The 23,501-nt window shown below is 71.4% G+C and carries 19 protein-coding genes; 5 read left to right on the plus strand and 14 right to left on the minus strand.

Translation table 11 applies throughout. The features are described 5' to 3' along the window. Window positions 1-107: 107 nt before the first annotated feature. Together AB0B91_RS19130 and AB0B91_RS19135 are read right to left on the minus strand one after the other, a co-directional pair. Window positions 108-1,100, minus strand: coding sequence for a sugar phosphate isomerase/epimerase (locus AB0B91_RS19130; protein ID WP_358320883.1), 993 nt, complete (start codon window positions 1,098-1,100; stop codon window positions 108-110). Beyond that, entirely contained in the window at window positions 1,097-2,293 is a 1,197-nt protein-coding gene (locus AB0B91_RS19135; protein ID WP_358320885.1) for a Gfo/Idh/MocA family oxidoreductase, read from the minus strand. Before AB0B91_RS19135 ends, AB0B91_RS19130 begins: the two co-directional genes overlap by 4 nt. A 169-nt stretch (window positions 2,294-2,462) precedes the next feature. On the opposite strand from AB0B91_RS19135, the gene AB0B91_RS19140 reads away from it, so the two are divergent. Then, window positions 2,463-3,488 (plus strand): LacI family DNA-binding transcriptional regulator, encoded by a 1,026-nt coding sequence (locus AB0B91_RS19140; protein ID WP_358320888.1) that lies wholly within the window; start codon window positions 2,463-2,465, stop codon window positions 3,486-3,488. Window positions 3,489-3,550: 62 nt separating this feature from the next. Here the strand turns inward: AB0B91_RS19140 and AB0B91_RS19145 are convergent, their stop codons facing one another. Genes AB0B91_RS19145 through AB0B91_RS19170 form a run of 6 tightly spaced genes read right to left on the minus strand, consistent with a single transcriptional unit; the run spans window position 3,551 to window position 9,875 of the window. Continuing rightward, window positions 3,551-5,044, minus strand: a complete 1,494-nt coding sequence (locus tag AB0B91_RS19145; protein WP_358320891.1) for a CoA-acylating methylmalonate-semialdehyde dehydrogenase — start codon at window positions 5,042-5,044, stop codon at window positions 3,551-3,553. Beyond that, a complete protein-coding gene (gene iolD, locus AB0B91_RS19150; RefSeq protein WP_358320894.1) occupies window positions 5,041-6,993 on the minus strand; it encodes a 3D-(3,5/4)-trihydroxycyclohexane-1,2-dione acylhydrolase (decyclizing) in 1,953 nt (650 codons plus the stop codon). The genes AB0B91_RS19145 and iolD overlap by 4 nt, the downstream gene beginning before the upstream one ends. Then, a complete protein-coding gene (gene iolB / locus AB0B91_RS19155) occupies window positions 6,990-7,862 on the minus strand; it encodes a 5-deoxy-glucuronate isomerase (RefSeq protein WP_358320896.1) in 873 nt (290 codons plus the stop codon). The genes iolD and iolB overlap by 4 nt, the downstream gene beginning before the upstream one ends. Then, a complete protein-coding gene (locus AB0B91_RS19160; RefSeq protein ID WP_358320899.1) occupies window positions 7,859-8,761 on the minus strand; it encodes a deoxyribose-phosphate aldolase in 903 nt (300 codons plus the stop codon). The genes iolB and AB0B91_RS19160 overlap by 4 nt, the downstream gene beginning before the upstream one ends. Then, window positions 8,758-9,726: a 5-dehydro-2-deoxygluconokinase gene (gene iolC / locus AB0B91_RS19165; RefSeq protein ID WP_358320902.1), complete on the minus strand. Its 969-nt coding sequence runs from the start codon at window positions 9,724-9,726 to the stop codon at window positions 8,758-8,760. The genes AB0B91_RS19160 and iolC overlap by 4 nt, the downstream gene beginning before the upstream one ends. Further along, on the minus strand, window positions 9,726-9,875 hold the full coding sequence (locus tag AB0B91_RS19170; protein WP_358320905.1) for a hypothetical protein: 150 nt from the start codon (window positions 9,873-9,875) through the stop codon (window positions 9,726-9,728). Before AB0B91_RS19170 ends, iolC begins: the two co-directional genes overlap by 1 nt. A 720-nt stretch (window positions 9,876-10,595) precedes the next feature. On the opposite strand from AB0B91_RS19170, the gene AB0B91_RS19175 reads away from it, so the two are divergent. Continuing rightward, window positions 10,596-11,267 carry a TetR/AcrR family transcriptional regulator gene (locus AB0B91_RS19175; RefSeq protein WP_358320908.1) on the plus strand — a complete coding sequence of 224 codons (672 nt, stop codon included), beginning with the start codon at window positions 10,596-10,598 and terminating at the stop codon, window positions 11,265-11,267. A gap of 280 nt (window positions 11,268-11,547) precedes the next feature. On the opposite strand, the gene AB0B91_RS19180 is transcribed toward AB0B91_RS19175, so the two are convergent. Then, a complete protein-coding gene (locus AB0B91_RS19180) occupies window positions 11,548-12,429 on the minus strand; it encodes an SDR family oxidoreductase (protein WP_358320911.1) in 882 nt (293 codons plus the stop codon). A gap of 2 nt (window positions 12,430-12,431) precedes the next feature. Next, window positions 12,432-13,658: an MFS transporter gene (locus AB0B91_RS19185; RefSeq protein ID WP_358320914.1), complete on the minus strand. Its 1,227-nt coding sequence runs from the start codon at window positions 13,656-13,658 to the stop codon at window positions 12,432-12,434. A gap of 80 nt (window positions 13,659-13,738) precedes the next feature. Here AB0B91_RS19185 and AB0B91_RS19190 point away from each other — a divergent pair, with 80 nt between their 5' ends. Continuing rightward, a complete protein-coding gene (locus AB0B91_RS19190) occupies window positions 13,739-14,641 on the plus strand; it encodes a LysR family transcriptional regulator (protein WP_358320916.1) in 903 nt (300 codons plus the stop codon). Here AB0B91_RS19190 and AB0B91_RS19195 read toward each other — a convergent pair. Beyond that, window positions 14,627-16,150, minus strand: a complete 1,524-nt coding sequence (locus AB0B91_RS19195; protein ID WP_358320919.1) for a carboxylesterase family protein — start codon at window positions 16,148-16,150, stop codon at window positions 14,627-14,629. The two genes, AB0B91_RS19190 and AB0B91_RS19195, sit on opposite strands and share 15 nt — an antisense overlap. Before the next feature lie 80 nt (window positions 16,151-16,230). Between AB0B91_RS19195 and AB0B91_RS19200 the strand changes: the two genes are divergently transcribed. Beyond that, window positions 16,231-16,803 carry a TetR family transcriptional regulator gene (locus AB0B91_RS19200; protein ID WP_358320922.1) on the plus strand — a complete coding sequence of 191 codons (573 nt, stop codon included), beginning with the start codon at window positions 16,231-16,233 and terminating at the stop codon, window positions 16,801-16,803. Here the strand turns inward: AB0B91_RS19200 and AB0B91_RS19205 are convergent, their stop codons facing one another. Then, a complete protein-coding gene (locus tag AB0B91_RS19205) occupies window positions 16,804-17,868 on the minus strand; it encodes a LysR substrate-binding domain-containing protein (protein ID WP_358320925.1) in 1,065 nt (354 codons plus the stop codon). It lies immediately after the preceding gene. Window positions 17,869-18,094: 226 nt separating this feature from the next. Between AB0B91_RS19205 and AB0B91_RS19210 the strand changes: the two genes are divergently transcribed. Continuing rightward, window positions 18,095-19,318: an MFS transporter gene (locus AB0B91_RS19210; protein ID WP_358320927.1), complete on the plus strand. Its 1,224-nt coding sequence runs from the start codon at window positions 18,095-18,097 to the stop codon at window positions 19,316-19,318. On the opposite strand, the gene AB0B91_RS19215 is transcribed toward AB0B91_RS19210, so the two are convergent. Both AB0B91_RS19215 and AB0B91_RS19220 read right to left on the minus strand, forming a co-directional pair. Further along, entirely contained in the window at window positions 19,300-21,708 is a 2,409-nt protein-coding gene (locus tag AB0B91_RS19215) for a S8 family serine peptidase (protein WP_358320930.1), read from the minus strand. The two genes, AB0B91_RS19210 and AB0B91_RS19215, sit on opposite strands and share 19 nt — an antisense overlap. Window positions 21,709-21,809: 101 nt before the next feature. Then, complete coding sequence (locus AB0B91_RS19220) at window positions 21,810-23,417, minus strand: phospholipase A2 (protein ID WP_358320933.1); 1,608 nt, start codon at window positions 23,415-23,417, stop codon at window positions 21,810-21,812. Window positions 23,418-23,501 lie beyond the last annotated feature (84 nt).

Raw genomic sequence — 23,501 nt, forward strand, 5'->3', positions numbered from 1 at the left:
CTCACGCGTTCACAGCGGGTCGCGCCGATGCACGTGAAGCGGGCCGGGGACGTGGCGCTGGTGGTGCCGACGCGACAGACGGTGCGGATCGCTCGGCGTTCCACGGTCTAGCGGCCCGCGGCCTCGAGCAGGGTCTTGGCCGCGGCGGCCAGGCCTTCGAGCTGGTCGAGCTCCTGGTCCTCGTGCTCGATGTTCACGGCCATGTCCGGGTCCACCTTCTCCAGGGCCCGCAGGAAGGCGGTCCACCAGGTGACGTCGTGGCCGCGGCCGACGGCGACGAAGTCCCAGGAGGAGTTCTGCGGCCAGCGGGACAGGGTGTAAGGCCCGCCGAGGCCGACGGCGCCGGGCTCGTCCGGGAGGACCCGGCCGAATCGGTCGTCGAGGACGCCGTTCACCCGCGCCGCCGGGTTGATCCTGGTGTCCTTGGCTGCGGCGTTGTACACCAGCGAGCCGAGGTGATCGACCGCCTCCACGGGGTCGATGCCCTGCCAGAACAGGTGGCTGGGGTCCATCTCGGCGCCGACGTGGGTCGCGTTGATCTCTTCGGCGAGCCGTTCCAGCGTCGCCGGGTTGTAGACGACGTTGTGCGGGTGCATCTCGATCGCCACCTTGACGTCGAAGTGGGCCGCCCGCCACTGGACCGTCTTCCAGAACGGGATCGCGACCTCGTTCCACTGGTAGTCCCGTACGTCGAGGTAGGCGCTGTCCCAGGGCAGGACGTTCCAGGCCGGGTTGGTCCCGGTGGCGCTGGCGGCCGGCGTGCCCGACATGGTGACCACGCGTTTGACGCCCAGGAGGGAGGCCAGTTCCAGCGACCGCAGGAGGTCGTTCGCGTGCTTCTCCCGCACGACGGGGTTCGGGTGCAGGGGGTTGCCGTTGCAGTTGAGCGCGGTGAGCGTGATCCCCTGCTCGGCGAAGAGCCCGAGGTAGTCCTGGCGGGCCTGTTCGCTGCCGAAGAGGTCGTCGATCGGGAGGTGCGGCTCCGGGATGAACCCGCCGGAGTTGATCTCCGCGCTGTCCAGGCCCATCCCCTTGAGGATGGCCAGAGCCTCGGGCAGCGGTTTGTCGTGCAGGCACGCGGTGTAGGCGCCGAGCTTCATCGGTTCTCTTCCTGTGAGATCTTGACCTCGGCTCCGCCGTTGCGGGCCGATTCGGTGATGGCGGCGAGGAGCCGGAGGTTGTGCAGCCCGTGCTCGAAGGAGGGCACCCTGGGCAGCCGGTCGAGCCCGGCCACCTGCTCCAGGAACGCCCGGGCCTGGAAGACGAACAGGTCGTTCTGCCCGTATCCGACCCCGGGGAAGTCCATGGGCAGGCCACCGGTGAGGTAGGGATGGTCCGGGCCGACGGCCACCTGCCGGTAGCCCTTGGTGGGCCCCTCCACCGCGCGGTCCATGTAGCCGAACTCGCCGGCCCGCAGCAGGTCGAAGGTCGCCGCGGCGTTCTCGGCGAACAGCTCGAAACCGAGGGAGTTCGCCAGGCCGAGCGCGACGCGGGAGGCGGACATCGTCGCCGTGGCCCCTGATGCGAACGTCGCGGTGAAGGTGACCAGGTCCTCGTTCTCGACCGGCTCGCGCTCGTCGCTCAGTGTCGCAGCGGCGTGCCCGACCGCGGCGCCCAGCGGCAGCGCGCGCTCGGTGATGAACGTCGACAGCGTCGTCCCCCGGACGGACCGGATCGGGCCGCAGAGGAACTCGGCGAGATCCACGAGGTGGCTGCCGATGTCGGCGAGCGCGCCCGAGCCGGGGCCGCCCTTGTACCGCCAGCTCATCGGCCCCGAGGCGTCGGCGCCGTAGTCACACCAGTAGTGGCCGTTGAAGTGGATCGGCCGCCCCGTCGACCCGTCGTCGACCAGCCGCTTGACCGCCGCGATCGCGGGCGAACGGCGGAAGGTGAAGCCGACCCCCGCCCGCAGCTCCGGCCTTGCCCTGGCCGCGGCCACCATGGCCTCGGCCTCCGAGACGGTCGGCGCGAAAGGCTTCTCGCACAGGACGTGCTTGCCCGCCGCCAGGAGTCCCTCGACGACCTCCCGGTGCAGATGGTTGGCGACCACCACGCTCACGACGTCGATGTCGGGGGCTTCGGCGACGGCCTGCCAGGACGTCTCCGCCCGCGTGTACCCGAACCGGCGCGCGGTCTCCCGCGCGAAGTCCTCGTTCACGTCGGCGATCGCCACCAGCCGCACATCGGGCAGACCCGGGCCGTACGTCGTCGTGGCGCCGCGATAGCCGGCGGCGTGCGATCTTCCGGCCATCCCGGCACCGATGACGGCGACGCCGATGTGGTCGTTGGGCATGCCAGCTCCTTGGATCATGGGCGTAACTGAATAGGGGCGTCCGCATCGCGTAAACCGCCCGCACAGCCGGTTTGGAAACCGGTTTAAGTGAATGCGCCGAGCATGCGACTTGTTACAGGCATATGTCAAGGGTTTGTGCTGACAAAGCCATCGGCATTATGGTGACCACATGGCCGACCACACCGCTCCGACACCGCCCCGGCCAGGGCGCCGCCGGCCCACGATCCTTGATGTCGCCACCGCCGCCGGCGTGTCCAAAGGCCTGGTCTCGAAGGTGCTCAGCGGCTCGGCGGGACCGAGCGCCGCCACGACCAAGCGCGTCCTGGCCGTCGCCGAACGCCTGGGATATCGCAAGGACAGGAACGCCACGCTGCTCGCCAAAAGGCGGACGCGGCTCATCGGCGTGACCATTCTTCCCAGCAACCTCTACCACGGGGAGCTCGCCGAGGAGATCCAGTCGACGGTCGACGCCGCGGGGTACGAGACCGTGCTGGGGGCCATGACCGCCACCCACGACGAGCGGCGGGCCATCGAGACGCTCATCGACTTCCGGTGCGAGGCGCTCCTGCTGCTGGGGCCGACGATGCCCGAGAGCGAGCTGGCCGACCTCATCCAGGACGTCCCGACGGTCTGCGTAGGACGCCCGCTCGACCTGCCGAACGTGGACGTGGTCCGCGCCGACGACCAGCAGGGCATCTCCGACGTGGTCGACCATCTGGTCGCGCTCGGCCATCGGCGCATCGCGCACGTCGACGGCGGACCGGGGCCCATCTCCGCCGTCCGGCGGGACGCCTACCAGGCGGCCGTCCTGCGCCACGGGCTCGAGGCCGTCGTCCTGCCCGGAGGGCTCACCGAGCGTCACGGTGCCGAGGCGCTGCGGCACCTCGACTCCGGCGCGGGCGTCACCGCCATCGTCGCGTTCAACGACCGCACGGCGCTGGGGCTGATCGAGGCGCTGGAGAGCGGGGGCCGCAGGGTGCCGGCCGACGTGTCGGTGGCCGGCTTCGACGACAGCCTCATGGCGCGGCACCCCCGCATGGCCCTCACGACCGTGAGCCAGTTACCGCTGGAGCAGGCCCGGCTCGCCGTCCAGGCGGCCACGGACCGGCTGGACGGCGTCCATCAGGAACGCCGCGAGATCCTGCTTCCCACACGTCTCATCGTCCGCGGCAGCACCGGCCTTTCCCCGCGATAATCCGGGAATTCGAATTTGTCATTTAATGACAGATGCTTGTCCTTTCTTTTGGCGAGGGGCCGTCAGTCGTTCTGCGGGAAACCGAGATTGAGGCCGCCGTGCGAGGGGTCGAGCCAGCGGGAGGTGACGACCTTGCCACGGGTGAAGAAATGCACGCCTTCCGTGCCGTGCGCGTGCGTGTCCCCGAACAGGCTGTTCTTCCAGCCACCGAAGGAGTAATGCGACACCGGCACCGGGATCGGCACATTGATGCCCACCATGCCGACCTCCACCTCGTTCTGGAAGCGCCGCGCCGCCCCGCCGTCGTTGGTGAAGATGGCGGTGCCGTTTCCGTACGGGTTGGCGTTGATGAGGGCCAGGCCCTCGTCGTAGGACTTCACCCGGACGACGGACAGCACCGGGCCGAAGATCTCGTCGCGGTAGATGGACATGTCGGGGGTAACGTCGTCGAACAGGGTGGGTCCGAGCCAGAAGCCGTCCGCGTCGCCGTCGAAGTTCCCGTCCCGGCCGTCGACGACCAGGCTCGCCCCCTCCGCGAGCCCGGACTCGACGTACCCGGCCACCTTGTCGCGGTGCTGGCGGGTGACCAGCGGGCCCATGTCGCAGCCCCGGGTGCCGTCGCCGGTGCGCAGCTTGCGCATCCGGTCCTTGATCTTCTCGACGAGTTCGCCGGCGATGGTGTCGACCGCGACGAGCGCCGAGATCGCCATGCAGCGTTCGCCGGCCGAGCCGAAGCCGGCGTTGACGGCGGCGTCGGCGGTGAGATCGAGGTCGGCGTCGGGCAGGACGAGCATGTGGTTCTTGGCGCCGCCGAGGGCCTGCACCCGCTTGCCGTGCGCGGTGCCGGTCTCGTAGACGTACCGGGCGATCGGGGTGGAGCCGACGAACGAGACGGCCCGCACGTCGGGATGGGTGAGCAGGGCGTCCACGGCCTCCTTGTCGCCGTGCACGACGTTCAGGACCCCGTCGGGCAGGCCGGCCTCGGTCCACAGGCGGGCCATGGCGACCGCCGCCGACGGGTCCTTCTCGGAGGGCTTGAGTATCACCGCGTTGCCACAGGCGATGGCGATCGGGACGAACCACAGCGGCACCATCGCGGGGAAGTTGAACGGCGAGATCACCGCCACGACGCCGAGCGACTGCCGGATGGAGTACACGTCGACCCGGGTGGAGACGTTCTCGCTGAAGCCGCCCTTGAGCAGGTGCGGGATGCCGCACGCGAACTCGGCGACCTCCAGCCCCCTGGTGACCTCGCCGAGCGCGTCGTCGAGGACCTTGCCGTGCTCGGCGGTGATCAGCTCGGCGACCTCGTGCTTGCGCGCGTTCAGCAGCTCGCGGAAGGCGAACAGCACCTGGGCGCGCTTGGCCAGCGAGGTGCCGGCCCAGCCGGTCCAGGCCGCCTTCGCCGTGGCGACGGCCTGGCCGACGAGGTCGGCGGAGGCCAGGTCGACGCGGCCGGTGACGGCGCCGGTCGCGGGGTTGTGCACGTCGCCGGCGCGCTCGGAGGTGCCTTCCCAGGAACGGCCGCCTATGAGGTGGGTGATGCGGGTGGTCAACGTAGTGGTCCTTCCGGGTCGCGGGTGGTCGGGGCCACGTGGGGGCGTTGCGCGGCCTTGTGCGTCGTGTACCGCTCGTAGGCGCGGCGGGTGGTGCCGAGCTCGCTGACCTGGCTGACCGGGACGTCCCACCAGGACGCGCTGTCCGGGGCGTGCACCAGCGGGTCGCTCTCGACGTGGATGACGACGGGGCCGCCGTCCGCCGGGGCGGCCTTGGCGTCCTTGATCGCCTGTTCGAGCTCCTGCCGGTCGCGCACCTCGATGACGGTGGCACCGAAGCTGCGGGCGCTGGCGGCCAGGTCGACCGGCAGCCGGTCGCCCGCCAGCCGGCCGGTGGCCGCGTCGCGGAAGCGGTAGCTGGTGCCGAAGCGCTGCGAGCCGAGCTCCTCCGACAGCGAGCCGATGGAGTGGAAGCCGTGGTTCTGGACCAGGACGACGATGATCTTGATGCGTTCCTGGACGGCGGTGACCAGTTCGGTCGGCATCATCAGGTACGAGCCGTCGCCCACCATGACGAAGACGTCCCGGTCCGGGTCCGCCAGCCGGACGCCGAGGCCGCCCGGGATCTCGTAGCCCATGCAGGAGTAGCCGTACTCGACGTGATACGCCTTGCGGTCGCGTACCCGCCACAGTTTGTGCAGGTCGCCGGGCATGGAGCCGGCCGCGCACACCACCACGTCCGCGGGGTCGGACAGCTCGTTGACGCGGCCGAGCACGGTGCCCTGGGTGAGCACGCCGTCGGCGAGCGCGCCGGTGACCTCCGGGGGTGGGTTGTAGGCCGCCTCCACCTTGGCGTCCCATTCGCGCCACAGCCCGGCCTGCCGTTCCCGGTAGGCCGGGTCCACTTGGTGGCTGTCCAGTGCCTGGGTGAGCGCGGTCAGGGCCTCGCGGGCGTCGGCCACGACCGACAGGCCGGCCAGCTTGCCGGCGTCGAAGCGCGCGACGTTGACGTTGACGAAGCGCACGCCCGGATCCTGGAAGGCGGTGCGCGAGGCGGTGGTGAAATCGCTGTAGCGGGTGCCGATCCCGATCACCAGGTCGGCCTCCCGAGCCAGCGCGTTGGCGGCGGTGGTGCCCGTCGAGCCGACGGCGCCCATCGCCTGCGGGTGGCCGTGCGGCAGCGCGCCCTTGCCGGCCTGACTCTCCCCCACCGGGATGCCGGTCGCCTCGCAGAACGCGCGCAGCGCCTTCTCGGCGCCGGAGTAGTGCACCCCGCCGCCCGCCACGACGAACGGCCGCCGGGCCGCCGAGATCAGCGCCGCGGCCTCGGCTATGTCGGCGGCCTCCGGCAGCGGCCGGCCCACCCGCCAGACCCGCGGGGCGAACAGCTCCACCGGCCAGTCGAACGCCTCGGCCTGCACGTCCTGCGGCAGCACGATCGTCACCGCCCCGGTCTCCACCGGGTCGGTCAGCACCCGCATGGCGCCGAGCAGCGCCGAGGGCAGCTGCTCGGGCCGGTTGACCCGGTCGAAGAAGCGCGACAGCGGGCGGAAGGCGTCGTTGACGGTGACGTCCGCCGCGTACGGCGCCTCCAGCTCCTGCAGCACCGGCCCCGCCACCCGCGTCGCGAACGTGCCCGAGGGCAGCAGCAGCACCGGCAGCCGGTTGATGGTGGCCAGCGCCGCCCCGGTGAGCATGTTGGTCGAGCCGGGGCCGACGGACGCCGTGCAGACCCAGGTCTGGAGGCGATCCTTCTGGCGGGCGTAGGCCACGGCCGTGTGCACCATCGCCTGCTCGTTGCGGGCCAGCACGTACGGCAGGCGGTCCGGGTGGTCGTCGGCGAGCTCGTCCTGCAGCAGCGCCTGGCCGAGCCCGGCGACGTTGCCGTGGCCGAAGATGCCGAAGCACCCGGCGAACAGCTTCTGCCGCCGCCCGTCGCGCTCGCTCCACTGGACGGCCAGGAAGCGCACGACGGCCTGACTGACGGTCAGGCGTACCGTGCCGGTCATGGATTTCCTCCTCGGAGCCAGGCGTGGGCGGGGTCGTCGCATATCAGCCAGGCCCGGGTGGCGCCGGGGCCGGCCATCACGTTGAGGTAGTACAGGTCGTAGCCGGGCGGGGCCATCGCGGGTCCGTGCCATCCGTGCGGGACGAGGACGACGTCGCCGGTACGTACCTCGGTCAGGACGTCGATGGGGCGTTCGGCGGTGCCGTACACGCGCTGGTAGCCGACGGGGTCCGCGCCGTCGGGGGCGTCCTGGGCCTGGACCTCGAAGTAGTAGATCTCCTCCAGCTCGGTCTCCAGGCCGTCGCGCTCCTCGTCGTGCTTGTGCGGCGGGTACGAGCTCCAGTTGCCGGCGGGCGTGATCACCTCGCAGGCGATGATCGAGTCGGCGTCGAGCACCTGCGGGATCCCGAAGTTACGCACCTGGCGCGCGGCCGAGCCGGCGCCGCGGTCTTCGATGGGGACGTCGGCCGCGGCCAGGTGCCGGAACGGCGGCGGCTCGGTCCGTTTGGCGGCCTTCGCTCCGCAGAGCGCGATCTTCGCCGGATGCTCGCCGGCGGTCACCGTGAGGGCGGCGCCCCTGGGAACGTAGGCGACGTCGGTGGGCCCGGCGAACACGCTCTCGCGTCCGGCCAGCCGGGCCTTGTGGTGGCGTCCCGCGTGGTCGGTGACCGTGACGTCGACGCCGCCCCGCAGGGGCACCACGATGATCTCGCTGTCCCCGGTGTCCAGCTCCACCCGCTCGAACGGCGCCGGCGTGGCCACGCGCAGGCTCGTGTGGGCCCACCCGGGCACGTTGTCGGTGATCGACACCTGGAAGGGCCCTTCGGCGGCCGTGCCGTACGACCGGACCCAGCGTTCGTTGTCGTTCATGACCTGTCTCCGTGGACGAGCCCCGCGGCGAGGTCCACCGCCGCGGCCACGTCGCCGTCGGGCGGGAACAGCAGCGCCCTTCCCACGACCAGTCCCCGCACGGCGGGCAGCCGCAGGGCGCTCCCCCACCTGGCGTAGGTCTCGTCGGGGTGGCCGCTTGGGTCGCCGCCCAGCAGCAGGGTGGGCAGGGTCGTGGCGTCCATGACCCGGTCCAGTTCCTCGACCACGGGCAGCTTCAGCCAGGTGTGCCGGCTGGTGGCGCCGAGCCCGGCGGCGATGTGGACGGAGGTGATGGTCGAGTCGGGGTCGAGCAGGTTGTGCACCCGGCCCTCGCGGCGGACCGACAGGAACGGCTCCACCATCGCCATGACGCCGTGCGCGCCCAGCTCGGTGACCGCCCGGCCGCCGGCCTCCAGCGTGGCGGCCGTGCCGGGGTCGTCGAGGCAGATCCGGGTGAGCATCTTGCCGCCCTCCAGGCCGCGGGCGACGATCTCCTCCGCGGTGTAGGCGGTGAAGCGATCGTCCAGCTCGAAGACCGCGCCCTGCAGGCCGCCCCGGTTCATCGAGCCGATCGCGACCTTGTCCTCCAACGCCCCCAGCAGCAGCAGGTCGTCCAGGATGTCGGGGGTGCCGAGCACGCCGTCCACACCGGGGCGCGCCAGCGCCGTCGTCAGGCGTTCCAGCAGGTTGCCCCGTGAGGCCATCGCCCTGGCGTCCCCGCGCACGCCGAGCGCGCCGCGGGCGGGGTGGTCGGCGGCCACGATGAGCAGCCTGCCGTCCGCGCCCACGAGGTCGCGCCGCCGGCGGGCGGCCCAGCCTTCGGTGATCCGGTGCGGCTCGCGTACCCGGATCTCGGTCAGGTCGGCGATGCCGGGGCGACTCGGCGTCTGGGTCGTCATCGTCGGTCCTCTCCACTGTTCGGTGCGCTCTTCAGGATTGCCTCGACCTCGGCCTCCGTCGGCATCGCGTCGGCGCATTCGAGCCGGCCGGCGACGATGGCGCCGGCCACGTTCGCGAAGCGCAGGATGCGGGTCAGGTCCCAGCCGGACAGCAGGCCGTGGACGAGCGCGCCGCCGAAGGCGTCGCCGGCGCCGAGCCCGTTGACGACCGTCACCGGGAAGGGCGGCACCTCGACGCGCTCGTCCGCGGTCGCGGCGAGCACCCCCTTGGGCCCCTGCTTCACGATCGCCAGCTCGACGCCCCGCTCCAGCAGGGCGTCCGCCGCCCGCCGGGGGTCGGCCTCCCCGACCGCGACCTCGCACTCCTCCCGGTTGCCGACCGCCGCCGTGACGTGCTCCAGGGCCTGGCTCACCTGCGCGCTCGCCTCGCCCGGGTCCGGCCAGAACATCGGCCGGTAGTCGAGATCGAGCACGGTGTGCGCGCGGCGGCCACGGGCCCGCCAGGCGGCGAAGTGCGCCGAGCGCGACGGCTCCTGCGACAGCCCTGTGACGGTGGCCCAGAAGACCCCGGCCTCGCGTACGGCGTCGAACGGAACCTCCTCCGGCTCGATCAGCAGGTCGGGCGCGATCGGATAGCGGTAGAAGTACAGCGGGAAATGATCCGGAGGGAAGATCTCGCAGAACGTCACCGGGGTCGGCGGCCCGTCGACCTCACCGGCGAAGACGTCGTCGACGCCGAATCCGCGCAGCGCCCGCCGGACGAAGCGGCCGAACGGGTCGCGCCCGGTCCGCGTGACGATCGCCGCGCGGCGCCCGTGCCGGGCCGCGGCCACCGCGACGTTGGTCGCGCTGCCGCCCAGGAACTTGGCGAACCGTTCCACGTCCTCCAGGCCGACGCCGTGGTCGAGCGGGTAGATGTCCACCCCGCACCGGCCCATGGACACCAGGTCGTATGACTGCGCCATCACTCACACCCCCGCCGCGCCCGCCGAGCCGTGCCGGTGCTCGACGCTCGGATGGCGGGAGCCGGGCCGGCTGCCCCGGCACCAGACCCCCACGGGACGGCCGGACCGGCGATGCGGTGGCCCACCGGCGGGGTGAACGGGGTGGTCATGGCAACTCCATCCTCAGAAAGCGCGACGGGCTCTCGGCATTCGCCCGACTCCGCGACGCGTAAGGCCTCCAGCCCACCCCTGGGCAAGGTGGTCGACGATGATGTGAAGCCTGCCTCGCGGACACAGCCTACGTCAAGACTTTGTCCTGACATCTTGGCGTAACGTCATATTGATGAGATCAGCTAAACTGACGCTGTGGCCGTCCGAGTGGGCGTGATGATCCGCGGCGCGGCACGCGGGGACGAGCCCGTCTCACCGCGCCGCTCAGGCCGAGGTGAAGGGTACCGGGCTCATGCCGGCACTTCGGGCATCGTGAACGCGGAGTCCGCGAGGCCGTGTCCGCGGATGCGCAACGTCGTGCCTGATGTGAAGGCGGCTCCCGCGGCCGGGACCATGACCGCCAAGGACCCTTCCACGGTGGCGACAGAGACCACCGTCGATCCCGCCCGGACCTGCGCCTCGTACACCCACGAGGGTTCTCCAGGGACGATCAACGCCTTCTTCACAGTTCACCGAGATCTCGTTCCTGACGGCGAAGGGAACCCAGCGGATCCGCTCGCCTGGAACCTTCTCCTCGCGCTTTCTGCCATGCTTGGCCGGACACAACGTGTGCGGCTACGCCGTAGCGCTAATATGTAGCCTGAACATGTGAGTCGCGACCGTCAAGAGCACTTGGCGTCCGGATGCGGACACGTCATGACGCTCACTGGAGGACACCGATGACACCGGACCCCGGCAAGACCGCCCGCCACACGCCCAACCGGCGCGGCCAGGGAGATCGGCTCCGCCAGGATCTCATCACCGCCACCAACAGGCTCCTCGAGCACGGGGCCACCCACGAGACCCTGTCACTGCGTGCGGTCGCGCGCGAGGTCGGCATCGCCGCAACCAGCGTCTACCTGCACTTCCCCGACAAAATGGCACTCCTGCTCGCCGTCTACCAGGAGCACTTCGCCGTCCTGGCCCGCCATCTGGAAGACGCCATCGCCGAGCACACCGACCCCGCCGACCAGTTGCACGCCGCCGCCCACGCCTACTGCCGCTTCGCCGCGGACCACCCCAACGCCTATCAGGTGATGTTCACCGTGCCCGGCTCCACCGGCAAACCTCCCCGGGCGATCACCGAGGATGAACGCCCCGGCCTCCCGGCCATCCAGGCGGTCCAGCGGGTCATCTCCGCTTGCGCCGATGCCGGCATCGCCAAGATCACCGACCCTTGGCTGGCCACGCTGTCCCTATGGGGTGCCCTCCACGGGGTTCTCAGCCTCCGGACGGCTCGCCCCATCGTTCCCTGGCCGCCGATGGACGAACTGATCGACGCGATCGTCGCCACCCACCTCACGACGCCAACGGGTCCGGCCCACCGTTCCCCTGGTCAGTCCGCTGGCTGAGCTCGGGCTGGCCAAGACCAGGATCGCGCGTCTACAGGTCGGCGCCCGTCGCGTTCAGCCGCAGGACGGTCACGGCGTCGAGCCGGCTCTGCACCGCGGACAACGCGCGGCAACAGGCCGTCGCCTTCCCGCAATGACCCGCCGTGCAGGTTCACCTGGCGGGATGCCTTCCTACTGGCGAGAGGCCAGTACGCGGCGGTGAATCCGGCCTGGCCGTGCTCGGCCTCATCCGGCGTGGCCACCGAGGAGTTAACCCGAAATTTCGCGGTTGACCAGCGGGTCACGGCTTCGGTCCTTCGTCGGAGGTGAAGGCCGTGGCGTGGTCGCGGACGAAGTCGGCGAGGTCGCGCGGGGGGTGGCCGAGAAGGTCGGCGACCGTATCGGTGGTGAGGTCGCCCCAGCCGGAGGCATAAGCCCGCGCGTACTCCTCGAGCATGTCGACGATCCAGGCCGGGACGCCGTAGCAGAGCAGGGTCTCGCGCTTGGCGTCGTCGCTGACCGGCAGGTATGTGATGGATCTGCCGAGAGCCAGACCCAGCTGGTCGGCGACCTCGTCGAAGGTCAGCGAGCGCGGCCCGGTGAGGGTGTACGTCCGGCCGTGGTGGCGGTCCGGGTCGTCGAGGAGCACGCGGGCGGCGCACTCGGCGATGTCGCGGACGTCGATCATGCCGATCCGCGCCGCGGCCAGGTTCAGCGAGAACATGCCGGTGGCCGAGATGTCGCCCGCCTCGTTGAGCAGGTTCTGCATGAACCAGTGGGGGCGCAGGATCGTCCAGCGCATGCCGCACCGTTCGGTCTCCCGGTCGGACAGCGCGTGCAGTCTGCCGCTGCGGTTCGGCGCGTCGTGGGCCGCGCCGACGACGGACAGGCGCACGATGCGCTCCACACCGGCCTGGCGGGCGGCCCACACGGCGTTCATGTTGTGCTCGGGAGCGCGCGGGCCGTTCGGGGTGAGCAGCCACACGTCCTGCACCCCCTTGAAGGCGGGCGGCAGCGACCGGGCGTCATCGAGGTCACCGACGAAGGCCTCGGCGCGGAGGCCGTCCGCTTTGGACTCTTCGCGGACGAGAGCACGGAGGTCCACCTCGGCTCCGTCCAGCGCCTTCATCAGTGCGGTGGACACGGTTCCGGTGGCTCCGGTGATCAGTACGGTGCGTGGCACGCTCATTCTCCTTTGGTGGTGACGGGGATTCGGACCAGGGGCTGCCGTGCCGCCCGGTTGATGGTGAAGCGCTCCAGGAGCCAGAGCACGACGGTGCCGGCCGAGAGGGTGGCGCCCAGGACGCACACGCCGGTCCAGCCGCCGCTCACCCAGACCACCGAGGTCAGCGCGGAGCCCACCGCGCCGCCCAGGAACAAGGCGGTCATGAAGGCGGAGTTGATCCGGTTGCGGGCTTCGGGCCGGAGCGCGTAGAGGACGTTCTGGCTGCTGTTGAGCACCGCCTGATGCGCCAGGTCCAGCACGATCACGCCGACGAGCAGCCAGACCAGCGAGCGTGCCCCCGCCGCGATCGCCGTCCAGGAGACCAGCAGCAGGACCGTCCCGCCGCCGGTCACCATCTGGACGTGCCCGCGGTCGGCCAGCCGCCCCGCCACCGTGGCGGTCAGCGCGCCCACCACGCCGACCAGGCCGAACAGGCCGATGGCCGACTCCGTCCAGCCGTACGGCGACCGCGCCAGCAGGAAGGTCAGCGCCGTCCACAGCACGCTGAACGAGGCCAGGCTCAACGCGCCGATTCCTGACCGCCAGCGCAGCAACGGCTCGCACCGGAACATCGCGACCGTCGAGCGCAGCAGCCCCAGGTAGGACAGGTGCCGGGCGTCGCCGCCGAGCCGGGGCAGGAAGATCCGCAGCAGGACGGCCATCAGCGCCATCAGGACGGCGTGCACCCAGTAGACCGTCCGCCAGCCGCCCAGCTCCGACAGCGCTCCGGAAGCGGTCCGCGCCAGCAACAGGCCGAGCATCAGCCCGGTCATCACCGTGCCGACCACCCGGCCGCGCTCGGCCGGGTCGGCCAGCGTCGCCGCGAACGGCACCACCACCTGCGCTCCCACCGAGGTCAGCGCGGTCAGCGCCGTACTGGCCAGGAGCACCATGCCGTTGGCGGCGGTCGCCGACACCAGCAGCAGCACCGCGGTCGCCGCGTAGAGCGACACCGCCAGCCGCCGCCGCTCCACCAGGTCGCCGAGCGGCACCAGCAGGATCAGCCCCAGCGCGTACCCGCTCTGCGCGGCCGTCACCACCAGCGCCGCCAGCGAGGGCCCGACCCTCAACTCCCGGCCGATGAGGTCGAGCAGCGGCTGCGCGAAATAGTTGCCCGCGACCGCCAGTCCGGTCGCCGTCGACATGAGCAGGAGCAGCCCGCCGTTCACGTGAGGTCTTGTCGTCATGCGCCTAGCCTGGGCGACGGGCGATCAATGAGTCCAACACATGTTTGTCATCAACTACGATCGTGCATCACGATTGATCCATGGAGCTTCAGCAGATGCGCTACGTCGTCGCGGTCGCGGAGACGAGCAACTTCACCCGCGCCGCCGAGCAGTGCCTGGTCGTCCAGTCCGCGCTGAGCCACCAGATCGCCCGTCTGGAACGTGAGCTGGGCGCCAAGCTGTTCGACCGCACCAGCCGCCGCGTCCGGCTGACCCCCGCGGGCGAGGCGTTCCTCCCCGCGGCCCGCCAGGCCCTCGACGCCGCCGAACGAGCCCGCGCCGAGGTGGCCGCCGTCGACGGCGAGATCCGCGGCCGGCTCGCCATCGGCGCCATCCCCACCGTCGCGGCGGTCGATCTCCCGACCACGCTGAAGCACTTCCACCTGCGGCATCGGCAGGTGCGCATCAGCCTCCGCTCCGGCGCCAGCGAAGAGCTGATCGAACGGGTACGTCAGGGCACCCTGGACGTCGCCTTCCTGGGGCTGCCCGTGGGCGTACGACCCAAGGGCGTCCACGGCCACGAACTGGCACGCGGCGACCTCGTCGCCGTGGTCGCGCCCGGCCACCCGCTGGCGGACGAGGACCGCGTGGACCTGCGCCAGCTGTCGGACGAGCCGTTCGTCGACTTCCCCCCGGGCAGCGCCGCGCGGGCCCAGTCGGACGAGGCGTTCGCGGCGGCCGCGGTCCGGCGCGAGGTCGCCTTCGAGGTGACGACCGTGGACTTCATGGCTCGCCTGATCCGGCAGGGCCTGGGCATCGGGATGCTGCCCGCCGCCTTCGTGGGCGAGCTCCCCGACCTGCCCGTCCTCCGGCTACGCGACGCCCCCGCCCGTATGGAGCACCTCATCTGGAGCCGCTTCCCTCCCTCCCCTGCCGCCGCGGCGTTCCTGTCCGCCCTCGGCATCTCGGCGGCGGAATCCTCAGAACCGTCAGGTGGCCAGTAGGGGAAGGGCCTCGAAGACGTGCTCCTGCCACAGGCGGCGTGAGGTCTCCTCGGGGTACGCGCTGACCGCCCCGGGCGTGTCGAAGATCCGGGTCTGGCGCTGCTGGGAGTCGTACGCGGGCCAGCCGGGGGCGCCCGAGGTGACGAAGGACGTCCAGGCCGTGCGGATCTGGGTGGTCAGCTCGCGTGCCTCGGCGGTGTGCTCGGGGCCGATGGCCACCGGGCCCAGATGCGCGTCGTAGGTGCCGAACAGCAGCGGGCCGTCCAGGCCGTGGCAGGCGCGCATCACTCCGCCGCTGCCCGGGGACTGCCAGGTCAGCTCGTACAGGTACGCCCGTCCGCCCCCGGCGGTGTGCGCCTCGGCCAGGTGCAGGGTCGGCATGCGGAACAGCCAGTCGTTCTGGACGAGTTCGTACAGACCTTCGGCGGAGGCGTTCGGGAACGCCGCGCGGTAGGCCCGTTCGCCGTCCTCCGCGGGGCCGAAGAGGCGCAGCGCCTCCGTCGCCTGCTCCTCGGTGATCTTGCCGAGCTGTCCGGCGAAGAGGAGGAACGTGCGGCACTCGTCGCGGGTGTGACCGATGATCAGCTCCACGTCCCGTCCCGCGCCACCGGCCAGTGCCTGCCAGGGCGCGGCCGGCAGCACCTCGCCGTCGACGACCGGGGAGAAGAGGGAGAGCGTGTGCGCGAATGTGCCCCAGCGGTCCTCGTACTGCCGCATCTTCGGCTCCAGCGTCTGCCCGAGCTTCGGCAGTTGCCGTGGATCCACGCCCGCCAGCTCCCTGGCCGTCGGACGCAGGCCCGCCTCGGCGGCGATGGCCGTCGCGACGTCCCGGGCCAGGGCATCGGAGAAGAACGTGCCCGGTACGCTCTGTGCGACGGCCCGCCGGAACAGCCCCGCCGCGCTCGGCATGGCCATCAGCGCGACGATGGATCCGGCACCGGCCGAGTCACCGGCCACGGTCACCTGGCCGGGATCGCCGCCGAACGCCGTGATGTTCTCCCGCACCCACTCCAGGGCGGCGACCTGGTCGAGCAGGCCCCGGTTGGCGGGCGCGCCGTCGATGCGGGCGAAGCCCTCGATGCCGAGGCGGTAGTTCAGCGACACGAACACCACGTCGCCGTCGCGGGCGATGTGCTGGGCGTCGTAGCCGGGGCTGCCGGAGAAGCCGAGCTTGTAGGCGCCGCCGTGGATCCACACCATCACCGGTCGGCGGGCGGCCGGATCGGGGTCGGGCGTCCAGACGTTGACCGTCAGCCAGTCGTCGCCCGTGTCCATGAGGAACTCGCCACCGCTACGGCCGGCCATGTTCACATCCTGCGGGGCGGGCGGGCCGAAGGCGTACGCCTCCCGTACCCCGTCCCAGCCGCGCACGGGCCGCGGCGCCTGGAAGCGGGTCTCCCCGATCGGGGGTTCGGCGAACGGTATGCCGCGGAAGACGACCAGGCCGTCCTCCGTGCGGCCGCGCACCACACCGGCGGTGGTACGGACTTCGGGCTCGAGTGCGGACATGGCGGCTCCTTGCTTTCGACAGGTAAAGCGAGTGATTTAACAGTTGTCTATTTTTTAACACGTGTCTAGTGTCCAGAGGTATGCAGGATCGACAAGACCGCCGAGTGCTCCGCTCCCGCGCCGCGCTCATGGCCGCCGCCGTACGCCTGGTCTCCGAGCGGGGCACCACCGCTCTGCCCATCACCGACCTGGCCGACGCCGCGAACGTCAGCCGGCAGCTGGTCTACCTGCAGTTCGGCGACCGTGACGCGCTCCTCGTGGCGGCCGCGGCCGACCTGGTCGAACGGGAGCTGATGCCCGAGGTCGGGGACAGCGGCGCACCGCGTCGCGCGCGCATGCTGGCGATGGCCCGGCACTTCGCCCGGCACCGGTCCTTCTACCGCGCGATGCTCACCGGATCATGCGCCTTCCTCATGACCCGGGCCCTGAACAGGCTGTTCGGCTCGCTCATCACCGTGGCCGGCGTGCGGGAGCTGTTGGGCGACCTCGACGAGGCCACGGTGCGGGACTTCGCGACGCTGATCACGGGCGGAACCGGCGCGATCGTCAACGACTGGCTGATCGACGCCGCGGACCCCCTCGACCCCGAGGAACTGGCGGACCGCCTGCTGCGCCTGTCGACGGCGTTCGTACGCGCCGAACAGCGGCCGTGATCAGGTGGCCGCCCGCTGCGGCACTCCAGCCTTCGTGGGAGAGGCTTCCGCGACCGCCGTGGCCGTGCGGACGAAGGCGGCGACGGCCGCCGAGCGCGCGTCCTGCGGCCAGGCGACGGCCAGCGTGACCGGCTCCAGGTCGTCGACGGCACGGTAGGCGATCTCGGGCCGCGGGTAGATGCGGGCGATCGAGGCGGGGAGGAAGCAGACGAAGCTTCCCAGCTCGACCAGCTTCAAGATCTGCGTCATGTCCGTGACGCTCTGCCCGGACGCGGTCACGAGCCCGCGGCGTGTCGTCTGCGGGCGCTCACCATCGCTCTGGGCGATGGCCGCGTACGGCGGCTCACTGACGCACTTGGCGATGGCGACGTACGGCCGGTCACTGTCGCCCTGAGCGATGGCGGTGTACGGCCGCTCGCCATCGCTCTGGGCGGTGGCGGCGTGCGGCGGTGGGAAGCCGCCCTGGTCGGCGGGGGCTCCGCTGGGGAGTTTGCGGCCGGTGAGGTCGGCCAGGCGCAGGTGTGACCGGGCGGCCAGCGGATCGGCCGCCGCCAGGGCGACCAGGCGGGGCTCGGTCAGCAGCGGCAGCTGGTCCAGGCCGCGGCCGTCGAAAGGGCCGGTCAGCAGCGCGACGTCGGCCCGGCCGTCGCGCAGCGCCGGCGCCTGCTCGTCCCGCCCGCCGAGCACCAGCTCCACCGCGAGCGCCGCTTCCTCACCCCGGTAGGCGGCGAGGATCGGCGGCAGCAGCCCGGCGTCATGGTCGGCCTTGAGCGCGAGTCGCAGCCGCGGCTCGGACCGGCCCGCGTGCCAGGCGCGCCGACCGGCCGCGGTGACCGCGTCGAGGGCGGTCCGCGCGTCCCGCAGGAAGATCTCTCCCGCTGTGGTGAGTGCGACGTGACGTGTGGTGCGTTCAAGCAGCCGCACGCCCACTCGGCGCTCCAGCGTCCGGATCGCCCGGGACAACGGGGGCTGCGCCATGCCCAGCCGCTCGGCCGCCCGCCCGAAGTGCAGCTCCTCCGCGACCGCCACGAAGTACCGGAGCTGCCGCACCTCCAGATCATTCATATCCGCGAGGGTATCAATGGTGATCCGATCGGTCCTTCAGGTTCACCGCTGGGCCGGGTTGACTCAGCCGTGCGGTCCCGCCGACGACCGACTCCCCCTCTGGTCGCATCGGCACATTCCCTTGCTTTGGAGACTTCATGATTGTCATAACGGCTTCCGCCTGCCCGAAAGGCAGGCACGACGTCCTTCACGAGACCACACCGCACGCCGCGCGGGCGGGGCGATCGTGACGAGAGAGCCCACCGGGCGCTGGCAGACGCACGCGGCGATCCTGGCGTTCGGGACCTTCGCCGTGGGCACAGACGCCTTCGTCATCGCCGGCATCCTCCCCGAGATCGCCCGGTCGCTGGACGTCAGCGTGGCCGCGGCGGGCCAGCTCGTCACGGTCTTCTCCATCGCCTACGCCGTGCTGGCCCCGGTGCTGGCCACGCTGACCGCGGGCTGGTCGCGGCGGGTCGTGCTGCCCGCCGGGCTGGCGCTGTTCGCCGTGGGCAACGTGATCACCGCGCTGGCACCCGCGTACGGCCTGGTGCTGGCGGCCCGGGTGGTCGCCGCGGGCGGTGCGTCGCTCTACGCGGCGACCGCCAGCGCGACCGCGGCGGCGCTCGCCGGGGACGAGCGCCGTGGCCGGGCCATCGCGATCGTCATGCTCGGACTCACGTCGTCGCTGGCACTCGGCGCCCCGCTGGGCACCGCGGTGGGCGCGGCGCTCGGCTGGCGGGCCACGATGTGGCTGGTCACGGCGTTGGCCCTGGTCGTGGTCCCGGTCATCGTCGGCCGCCTGCCCGATGTCGGCCACGGCCCGGCCGGCGGGTGGCGGCAGCGGCTCGCTCCGCTCGCCGACCGGCGGGTGCTCGGCGTGCTCGCCACCACTGTCGTGGCGTTCACCGGGATCTACGTCCCCTACACCTATCTAAGCGCCGTGTACGAGCCGGCCACCGGCGGTCAGGGCGGCCGATTGGCGGTGTTGCTGCTGGTGTTCGGGGTCGCCGGCACGGTGGGGAACCTGGCGGCCGGGCACTTCACCGACCGTCGCGGTCCCCGCCGCGTCGTGATCGCCGGCACGCTGCTCCTCGCCTTCGTCTTCCTCTCGGTGCCGGCGCTGCGCGGCTCGTACGCGACGGCGCTGCCGGCGGTCGCGGCCTGCGGCGTGTTCTCCTTCACCGTCACGACGCCGCAGCAGCACCTGATCATGAGCTACGCACCGGCGGGCACGCAGCCGATGGTCGCCTCGCTGAATCAGTCCGCGGTGTACCTGGCGGTCTCGTTGTCCGGCGCGGCCGGCGGGATCGCCCTCGACGCCGCCGGCGCCGCGGCTCTCCCGCCGCTCGCTGCTGTGCTCGCCGTGGCCGCGGCGGCCCTCACCTGGTGGTACGGCCGAGCTGACGCGCGCGCCTCCCGGGGCGACGGAGGCCGCATCGTTCAGGACAGTCATCGGGCGGGGAAGTAGGCGTAGGCGTCCACGGAGACGGTCACCTGCGAGGTGCCCTCGTTCTTCAGCACGACCGTTCCGTCCGGCCGCAGCGCGGCCGTCGTGAAGCCGGTCGTGTCCTTGCCCGCCGCGTACGCCACCACCCGGGCGGTGCTCGGCCCGCTCGCGGGAACCACCGACACGACCCCGGCCGCGGTCGCCTTGGCGGCGACGGTCAGGCCCACGGCGGAGACGCCGGACGCGGGGATGTCCGGCACGCCGGTGAAGTTCAGCACGCGGGTGCCGCCCGCGGTGATGGTGACGGCTTTGGCCACCGGCATCGGACGGATCGCCTTGACGGTCGATCCCCGCTGGGCGGCGGTGTAATAGCCGCTCACGTCAACGGAGATCTCCACGGTGTTGGCGCCGAGGTTGTGGAGGTTGATCTTTCCGTCGGAGCCGGGCTTGACGATGGTGAAGAACTGCGCCGCGACGTTGGCGGGGTAGTCGATGTTGGCGTCGACGGGATAGACGTCACCGGCGGCGTAGGCCCGGATCGTCCCGGTGGCGGCACTCTTCACCATCACCGTGAGCGCGACCGTGTCCACGCCGGAGGTGGGCAGGCCGGTCATGGCGGAGGTCGCCAGCTGCACGTTCCCCCATGCCGGGAGGACGGTCCGGTCCGCGATCCGTACCGGGGAGATCGGCAGGTAGGTGCCGCCCACGGTGGTGGCGGCCTGGGCGCGGGTGTGGCCGTGGACGTCCAGCGTCACGCGGACCGGGGCGGCGCTCCTGTTCACCAACTTGACCTTCCCGTCCGTGCCGACCTTCGCGATGACCATGGTGGAGGCCCAGCGGTTGGGGTCGTAGAAGAGGGTGTTGCTCTCGGGCTCCTGTTCGTCGGAGGGGTACACCGCCACGGAGCCCGAGTTGAACCAGTCGCCCTTGGCGGCGATGTTGAGCGCGACCGCGCGGATCCCCGCCGCGGGCAGTCCGGCGACCCCGGAGACCTGCACCGCCATGGTGGAGTTCGCGCTGATCTGGACGCTGTCGAGGATCCGGCCGCGCGAGTGGAAGTACTGGTCGGGCCCCGGTCTCGGGTTCGCTCCCAGGGCGGCGTCGTCGAGCTGGATCCGTGGCGTCGTGGCGCCGGAGTAGCTGATGCTCTTGCCGCTCTCCTTGAGCATCGACACCAGCTCGGCCACCCCCGCGTTGGGGAAGGCCTGGCGCAACACCGCCAGCGCGCCGGCGACGTGCGGGGCGGCCATGGACGTCCCGCTCATGGAGCGCCATTCGTCACCGGGCACCGAGGAGATGATGTCGGATCCCGGGGCGAAAAGGTCGAGGAGCGGGCCGCGGTTGCTGAAGGAGGAGACCGTGTCGTCATTGGTGGTGCTGCCCACGGCGACGGCCGAGGAGACGCAGGCCGGGGCGCTGATCGCGTCCGGGTAGCCGTTGTTGCCCGCGGCGATGACCGTGGCCACCCCGGCGGCCAGGAGATTGTCGATGCCGGGCTTGCGCGGGTCGGTGGTGTCGCAGGACGCGGTGTATCTGCCGCCGCCCAGGCTCAGGTTGGCCGCGACGATGGGGAGTTCGCCTTTCAGATCCAGGACTTTCTCCAGCCCGGCCAGCTGGGCGCTGGTGAAGCTGAGGACGCACGGCGTCCCGCCCACTCCGCAGAAGTCCTCGGTGTCGAACTTGCTGAAGACCTGGATGGCGACGATGTCAGCCCCCGGTGCGACGCCGCTGCCATCGTCGCCGTCCAATCCCTCGCCGTCACCCGCGACGATGCCGGCCACGTGTGTTCCGTGGTCGCAGTCCAGTTCGACGGCCGCGCACGGGCCGCTTTCCGAGTCCGCCGAGCCCGGCCCTTCCTGCTGGTCCGTACCGTCCGGGCACAGGCTGGTGGCCGAGTAGTCGGGATCGATGGGCGAGAAGCACGCCTCGGCCACGACCCGGCCGCCCAGGAAGGGGTGGTTGACCGCCACGCCCGTGTCCAGCACCGCCACCACGCTTCCCTCGCCCGTCAGACCTGCCGCGCGCGTACGGTCGGCGCCGATGAGCGCGGTGCTCGGACCGAGCGTCGGCGGCACCGGCCGGTCCTCCGACACGCTGACCACGCCGGGCTGGGCGGCCAGCCGCGCCAATGCCGCCTGGTCCGCGCGCAGCGTGACCACGGGTAAGACGGACAACGTCTGGAGCACCTGCCCGGCGCTCGCCGCGGCCGACAGGTCCGCGCGGGCCTTCGTCACCACGTTCACCCTGGTATGGGCGCCGCCCGCGAGTTTCTGCGCCAGGCCGGGCTCCACCCATGGGCCCGCCGACGTGCCCGGGCTCAGCGCCGAGGCGGAGACGTCGGCGGCGACCGCCATCGAGGAGAGCAGGATCGCCGCCACGGCGATGATGCGGCGAATCAGAGGTCGGTTCATCACGGTCTCCGCTCAGGGCCACGAAGGAACTGCACAACATCCACGCCTGAATCACGGCACCCGCGGACGCCACCACGAGCGGCGTCCGCGGGTCCGGGTCACTAGTCCTTGGTCGCGTTCGCGCCGTTCTTGGGGTTGCCCTTGCGCACGGCCTGCCGGTAGGTCCACGCGATGCTCTTGCAGAGCCCCCGCACCCACTTGCTGTAAGCGGTGCACGTCCAGTCGCGCAGGGTGGTGTAGAAGAGGACGTCCACGTCGGTCTTACGGCTGGTGTCGAGGTAGTACGGGTAATACCACCTCTTCCAGTTGTTTCCGATCAGTCCGTAGCCGTAGTCGTGCATGTCGCAGGCGGCACGGAAATTGAATCCCGACGGAGCATCCGGTGAATTGGTGCAGTGGTCGTAGAGGATGCCGACCACCCAGCGCTTGGTGGGCAGCTGCCTCCAGTACGGCGCGTGCCAGCCGTAGTGCGCTGCCCAGGCCGCGCAGTTGCGGCTGTGATACAGCCAGTGCACGGCGGCCCAGCAGGAGGCCGGGTACGACATCGGGCCCGCGACGCCGCCGCTGGGGACGCTGCCGGGAGCGGCCGGGCTGAGCGCCGGCGGCTCGCTGTCGGAGGCGTCCGGCCACCTGGTGGTGGAGGTGGCGGTCGCGGCCGGCAGCGCCGAGTCTCCGGTGTAGGCCAGAGCCCAGGCGCCCGACATACGCGAGTCGATCGTGGTCAGCCGCCCGGTCGGGTCGTAGCCGTAGGTCGCCGGCGGGATGCTGCTGTCGCGCGGGTCGGCCATGCTGCGCAGCAGGCCGGCGGTGTCGTATCCGTACGCGGCCACGGTCTCAGGCGTTCCCGAACCGGCCGTCTGGGTGATCTGCTTGAGGCGGCCCGCGTAGTCGCCCAAGGCCGTGCCCGTGGCCGTGGTGGAGGTCGCGTAGGTGAAGGCCAGCGTGCTCGCAGGCTCCTCGCCGCCGGCGGGCTCGGTGACGGTGGCGACCCGGCCCTGCGTGTCGTACTGCACGGTAGAGGTCCCGAAGGCGTTCGTGCCGACGCGTGTCACCCGCCAGGTGTCGCCCTGGGAGACGCCCGTCTGCTGCCAGGTGTAGACCTGGTTGAGGTTGGCCGAGCTGATCGGGTTGCCGCTGTCGTCGGTGAACCCGTCGTCGCCCGCTTCCGTGGTGCCGAGGTTGGTGGCGATCGTCTCGCTGATGGTGGTGCTCATCGTGCCGGCCGTCGCGTCCCAGCGGGTGGTCTGGGTGAGCTTGGAGCCGTTCTCGGCCTCATAGCGCCGCACCTCGCCGCCGTCGGGGAAGGATGCGCTGCTCTTGAACGCGTATGTGACCTTCTCCCCCGAGTCGAGCTCGGTGACCTGGACGGCGTTGCTGAGGATGTCGAGTTTCCGGCCGGTCGTCCCGCCGAGGAATTCGGCCTGCCAGCCCGGCCCGAACACCGACAGGTCGGCGCGGGAGGCCGGCACCGCCTTCGGCTGGGCCAGACTGCCGTCGACGGCGGCCACGCCGTGCTTGCGGCCGATCGCGCCCGCCGAGGCGTCGATCTCGTTGAGCTCGAAGGTCTTGGTGTCGGAGAAGTACTGGCCGGGGCCGACGGGCTGGTCGCTGTCCGCCGCCGTCGTGGCGACGGCCGCTTGCCCGGGAAGGACGGCCACCAGGGGCAGGATCACCGCGGTGACCGCGGTGACAATGGTTAATCGCCTCATGAAGCTCTCCTCATGTACTCCCCGTGCGAGGCGGGGAACGGTGCTCAAAAATGTAGGGAGAGATCGGCGGCCAGTCTTCAAACC

Origin of the sequence: Nonomuraea sp. NPDC049141 (assembly GCF_040648415.1) — a bacterium.
Taxonomy (GTDB): domain Bacteria; phylum Actinomycetota; class Actinomycetes; order Streptosporangiales; family Streptosporangiaceae; genus Nonomuraea.

What these genes read in the sequence shown, in the direction of transcription:
- AB0B91_RS19175 (WP_358320908.1), top strand. Translation starts at nt 10,596, where the DNA reads ATGACACCGGACCCCGGCAAGACCGCCCGCCACACGCCCAACCGGCGC.
- AB0B91_RS19215 (WP_358320930.1), bottom strand. Translation starts at nt 21,708, where the DNA reads ATGAACCGACCTCTGATTCGCCGCATCATCGCCGTGGCGGCGATCCTG.
- iolD (WP_358320894.1), bottom strand. Translation starts at nt 6,993, where the DNA reads ATGACCGGCACGGTACGCCTGACCGTCAGTCAGGCCGTCGTGCGCTTC.
- AB0B91_RS19200 (WP_358320922.1), top strand. Translation starts at nt 16,231, where the DNA reads ATGCAGGATCGACAAGACCGCCGAGTGCTCCGCTCCCGCGCCGCGCTC.
- iolB (WP_358320896.1), bottom strand. Translation starts at nt 7,862, where the DNA reads ATGAACGACAACGAACGCTGGGTCCGGTCGTACGGCACGGCCGCCGAA.
- AB0B91_RS19140 (WP_358320888.1), top strand. Translation starts at nt 2,463, where the DNA reads ATGGCCGACCACACCGCTCCGACACCGCCCCGGCCAGGGCGCCGCCGG.
- AB0B91_RS19130 (WP_358320883.1), bottom strand. Translation starts at nt 1,100, where the DNA reads ATGAAGCTCGGCGCCTACACCGCGTGCCTGCACGACAAACCGCTGCCC.
- AB0B91_RS19135 (WP_358320885.1), bottom strand. Translation starts at nt 2,293, where the DNA reads ATGCCCAACGACCACATCGGCGTCGCCGTCATCGGTGCCGGGATGGCC.
- iolC (WP_358320902.1), bottom strand. Translation starts at nt 9,726, where the DNA reads ATGGCGCAGTCATACGACCTGGTGTCCATGGGCCGGTGCGGGGTGGAC.
- AB0B91_RS19195 (WP_358320919.1), bottom strand. Translation starts at nt 16,150, where the DNA reads ATGTCCGCACTCGAGCCCGAAGTCCGTACCACCGCCGGTGTGGTGCGC.
- AB0B91_RS19185 (WP_358320914.1), bottom strand. Translation starts at nt 13,658, where the DNA reads ATGACGACAAGACCTCACGTGAACGGCGGGCTGCTCCTGCTCATGTCG.
- AB0B91_RS19160 (WP_358320899.1), bottom strand. Translation starts at nt 8,761, where the DNA reads ATGACGACCCAGACGCCGAGTCGCCCCGGCATCGCCGACCTGACCGAG.
- AB0B91_RS19170 (WP_358320905.1), bottom strand. Translation starts at nt 9,875, where the DNA reads ATGACCACCCCGTTCACCCCGCCGGTGGGCCACCGCATCGCCGGTCCG.
- AB0B91_RS19205 (WP_358320925.1), bottom strand. Translation starts at nt 17,868, where the DNA reads ATGAATGATCTGGAGGTGCGGCAGCTCCGGTACTTCGTGGCGGTCGCG.
- AB0B91_RS19190 (WP_358320916.1), top strand. Translation starts at nt 13,739, where the DNA reads ATGGAGCTTCAGCAGATGCGCTACGTCGTCGCGGTCGCGGAGACGAGC.
- AB0B91_RS19220 (WP_358320933.1), bottom strand. Translation starts at nt 23,417, where the DNA reads ATGAGGCGATTAACCATTGTCACCGCGGTCACCGCGGTGATCCTGCCC.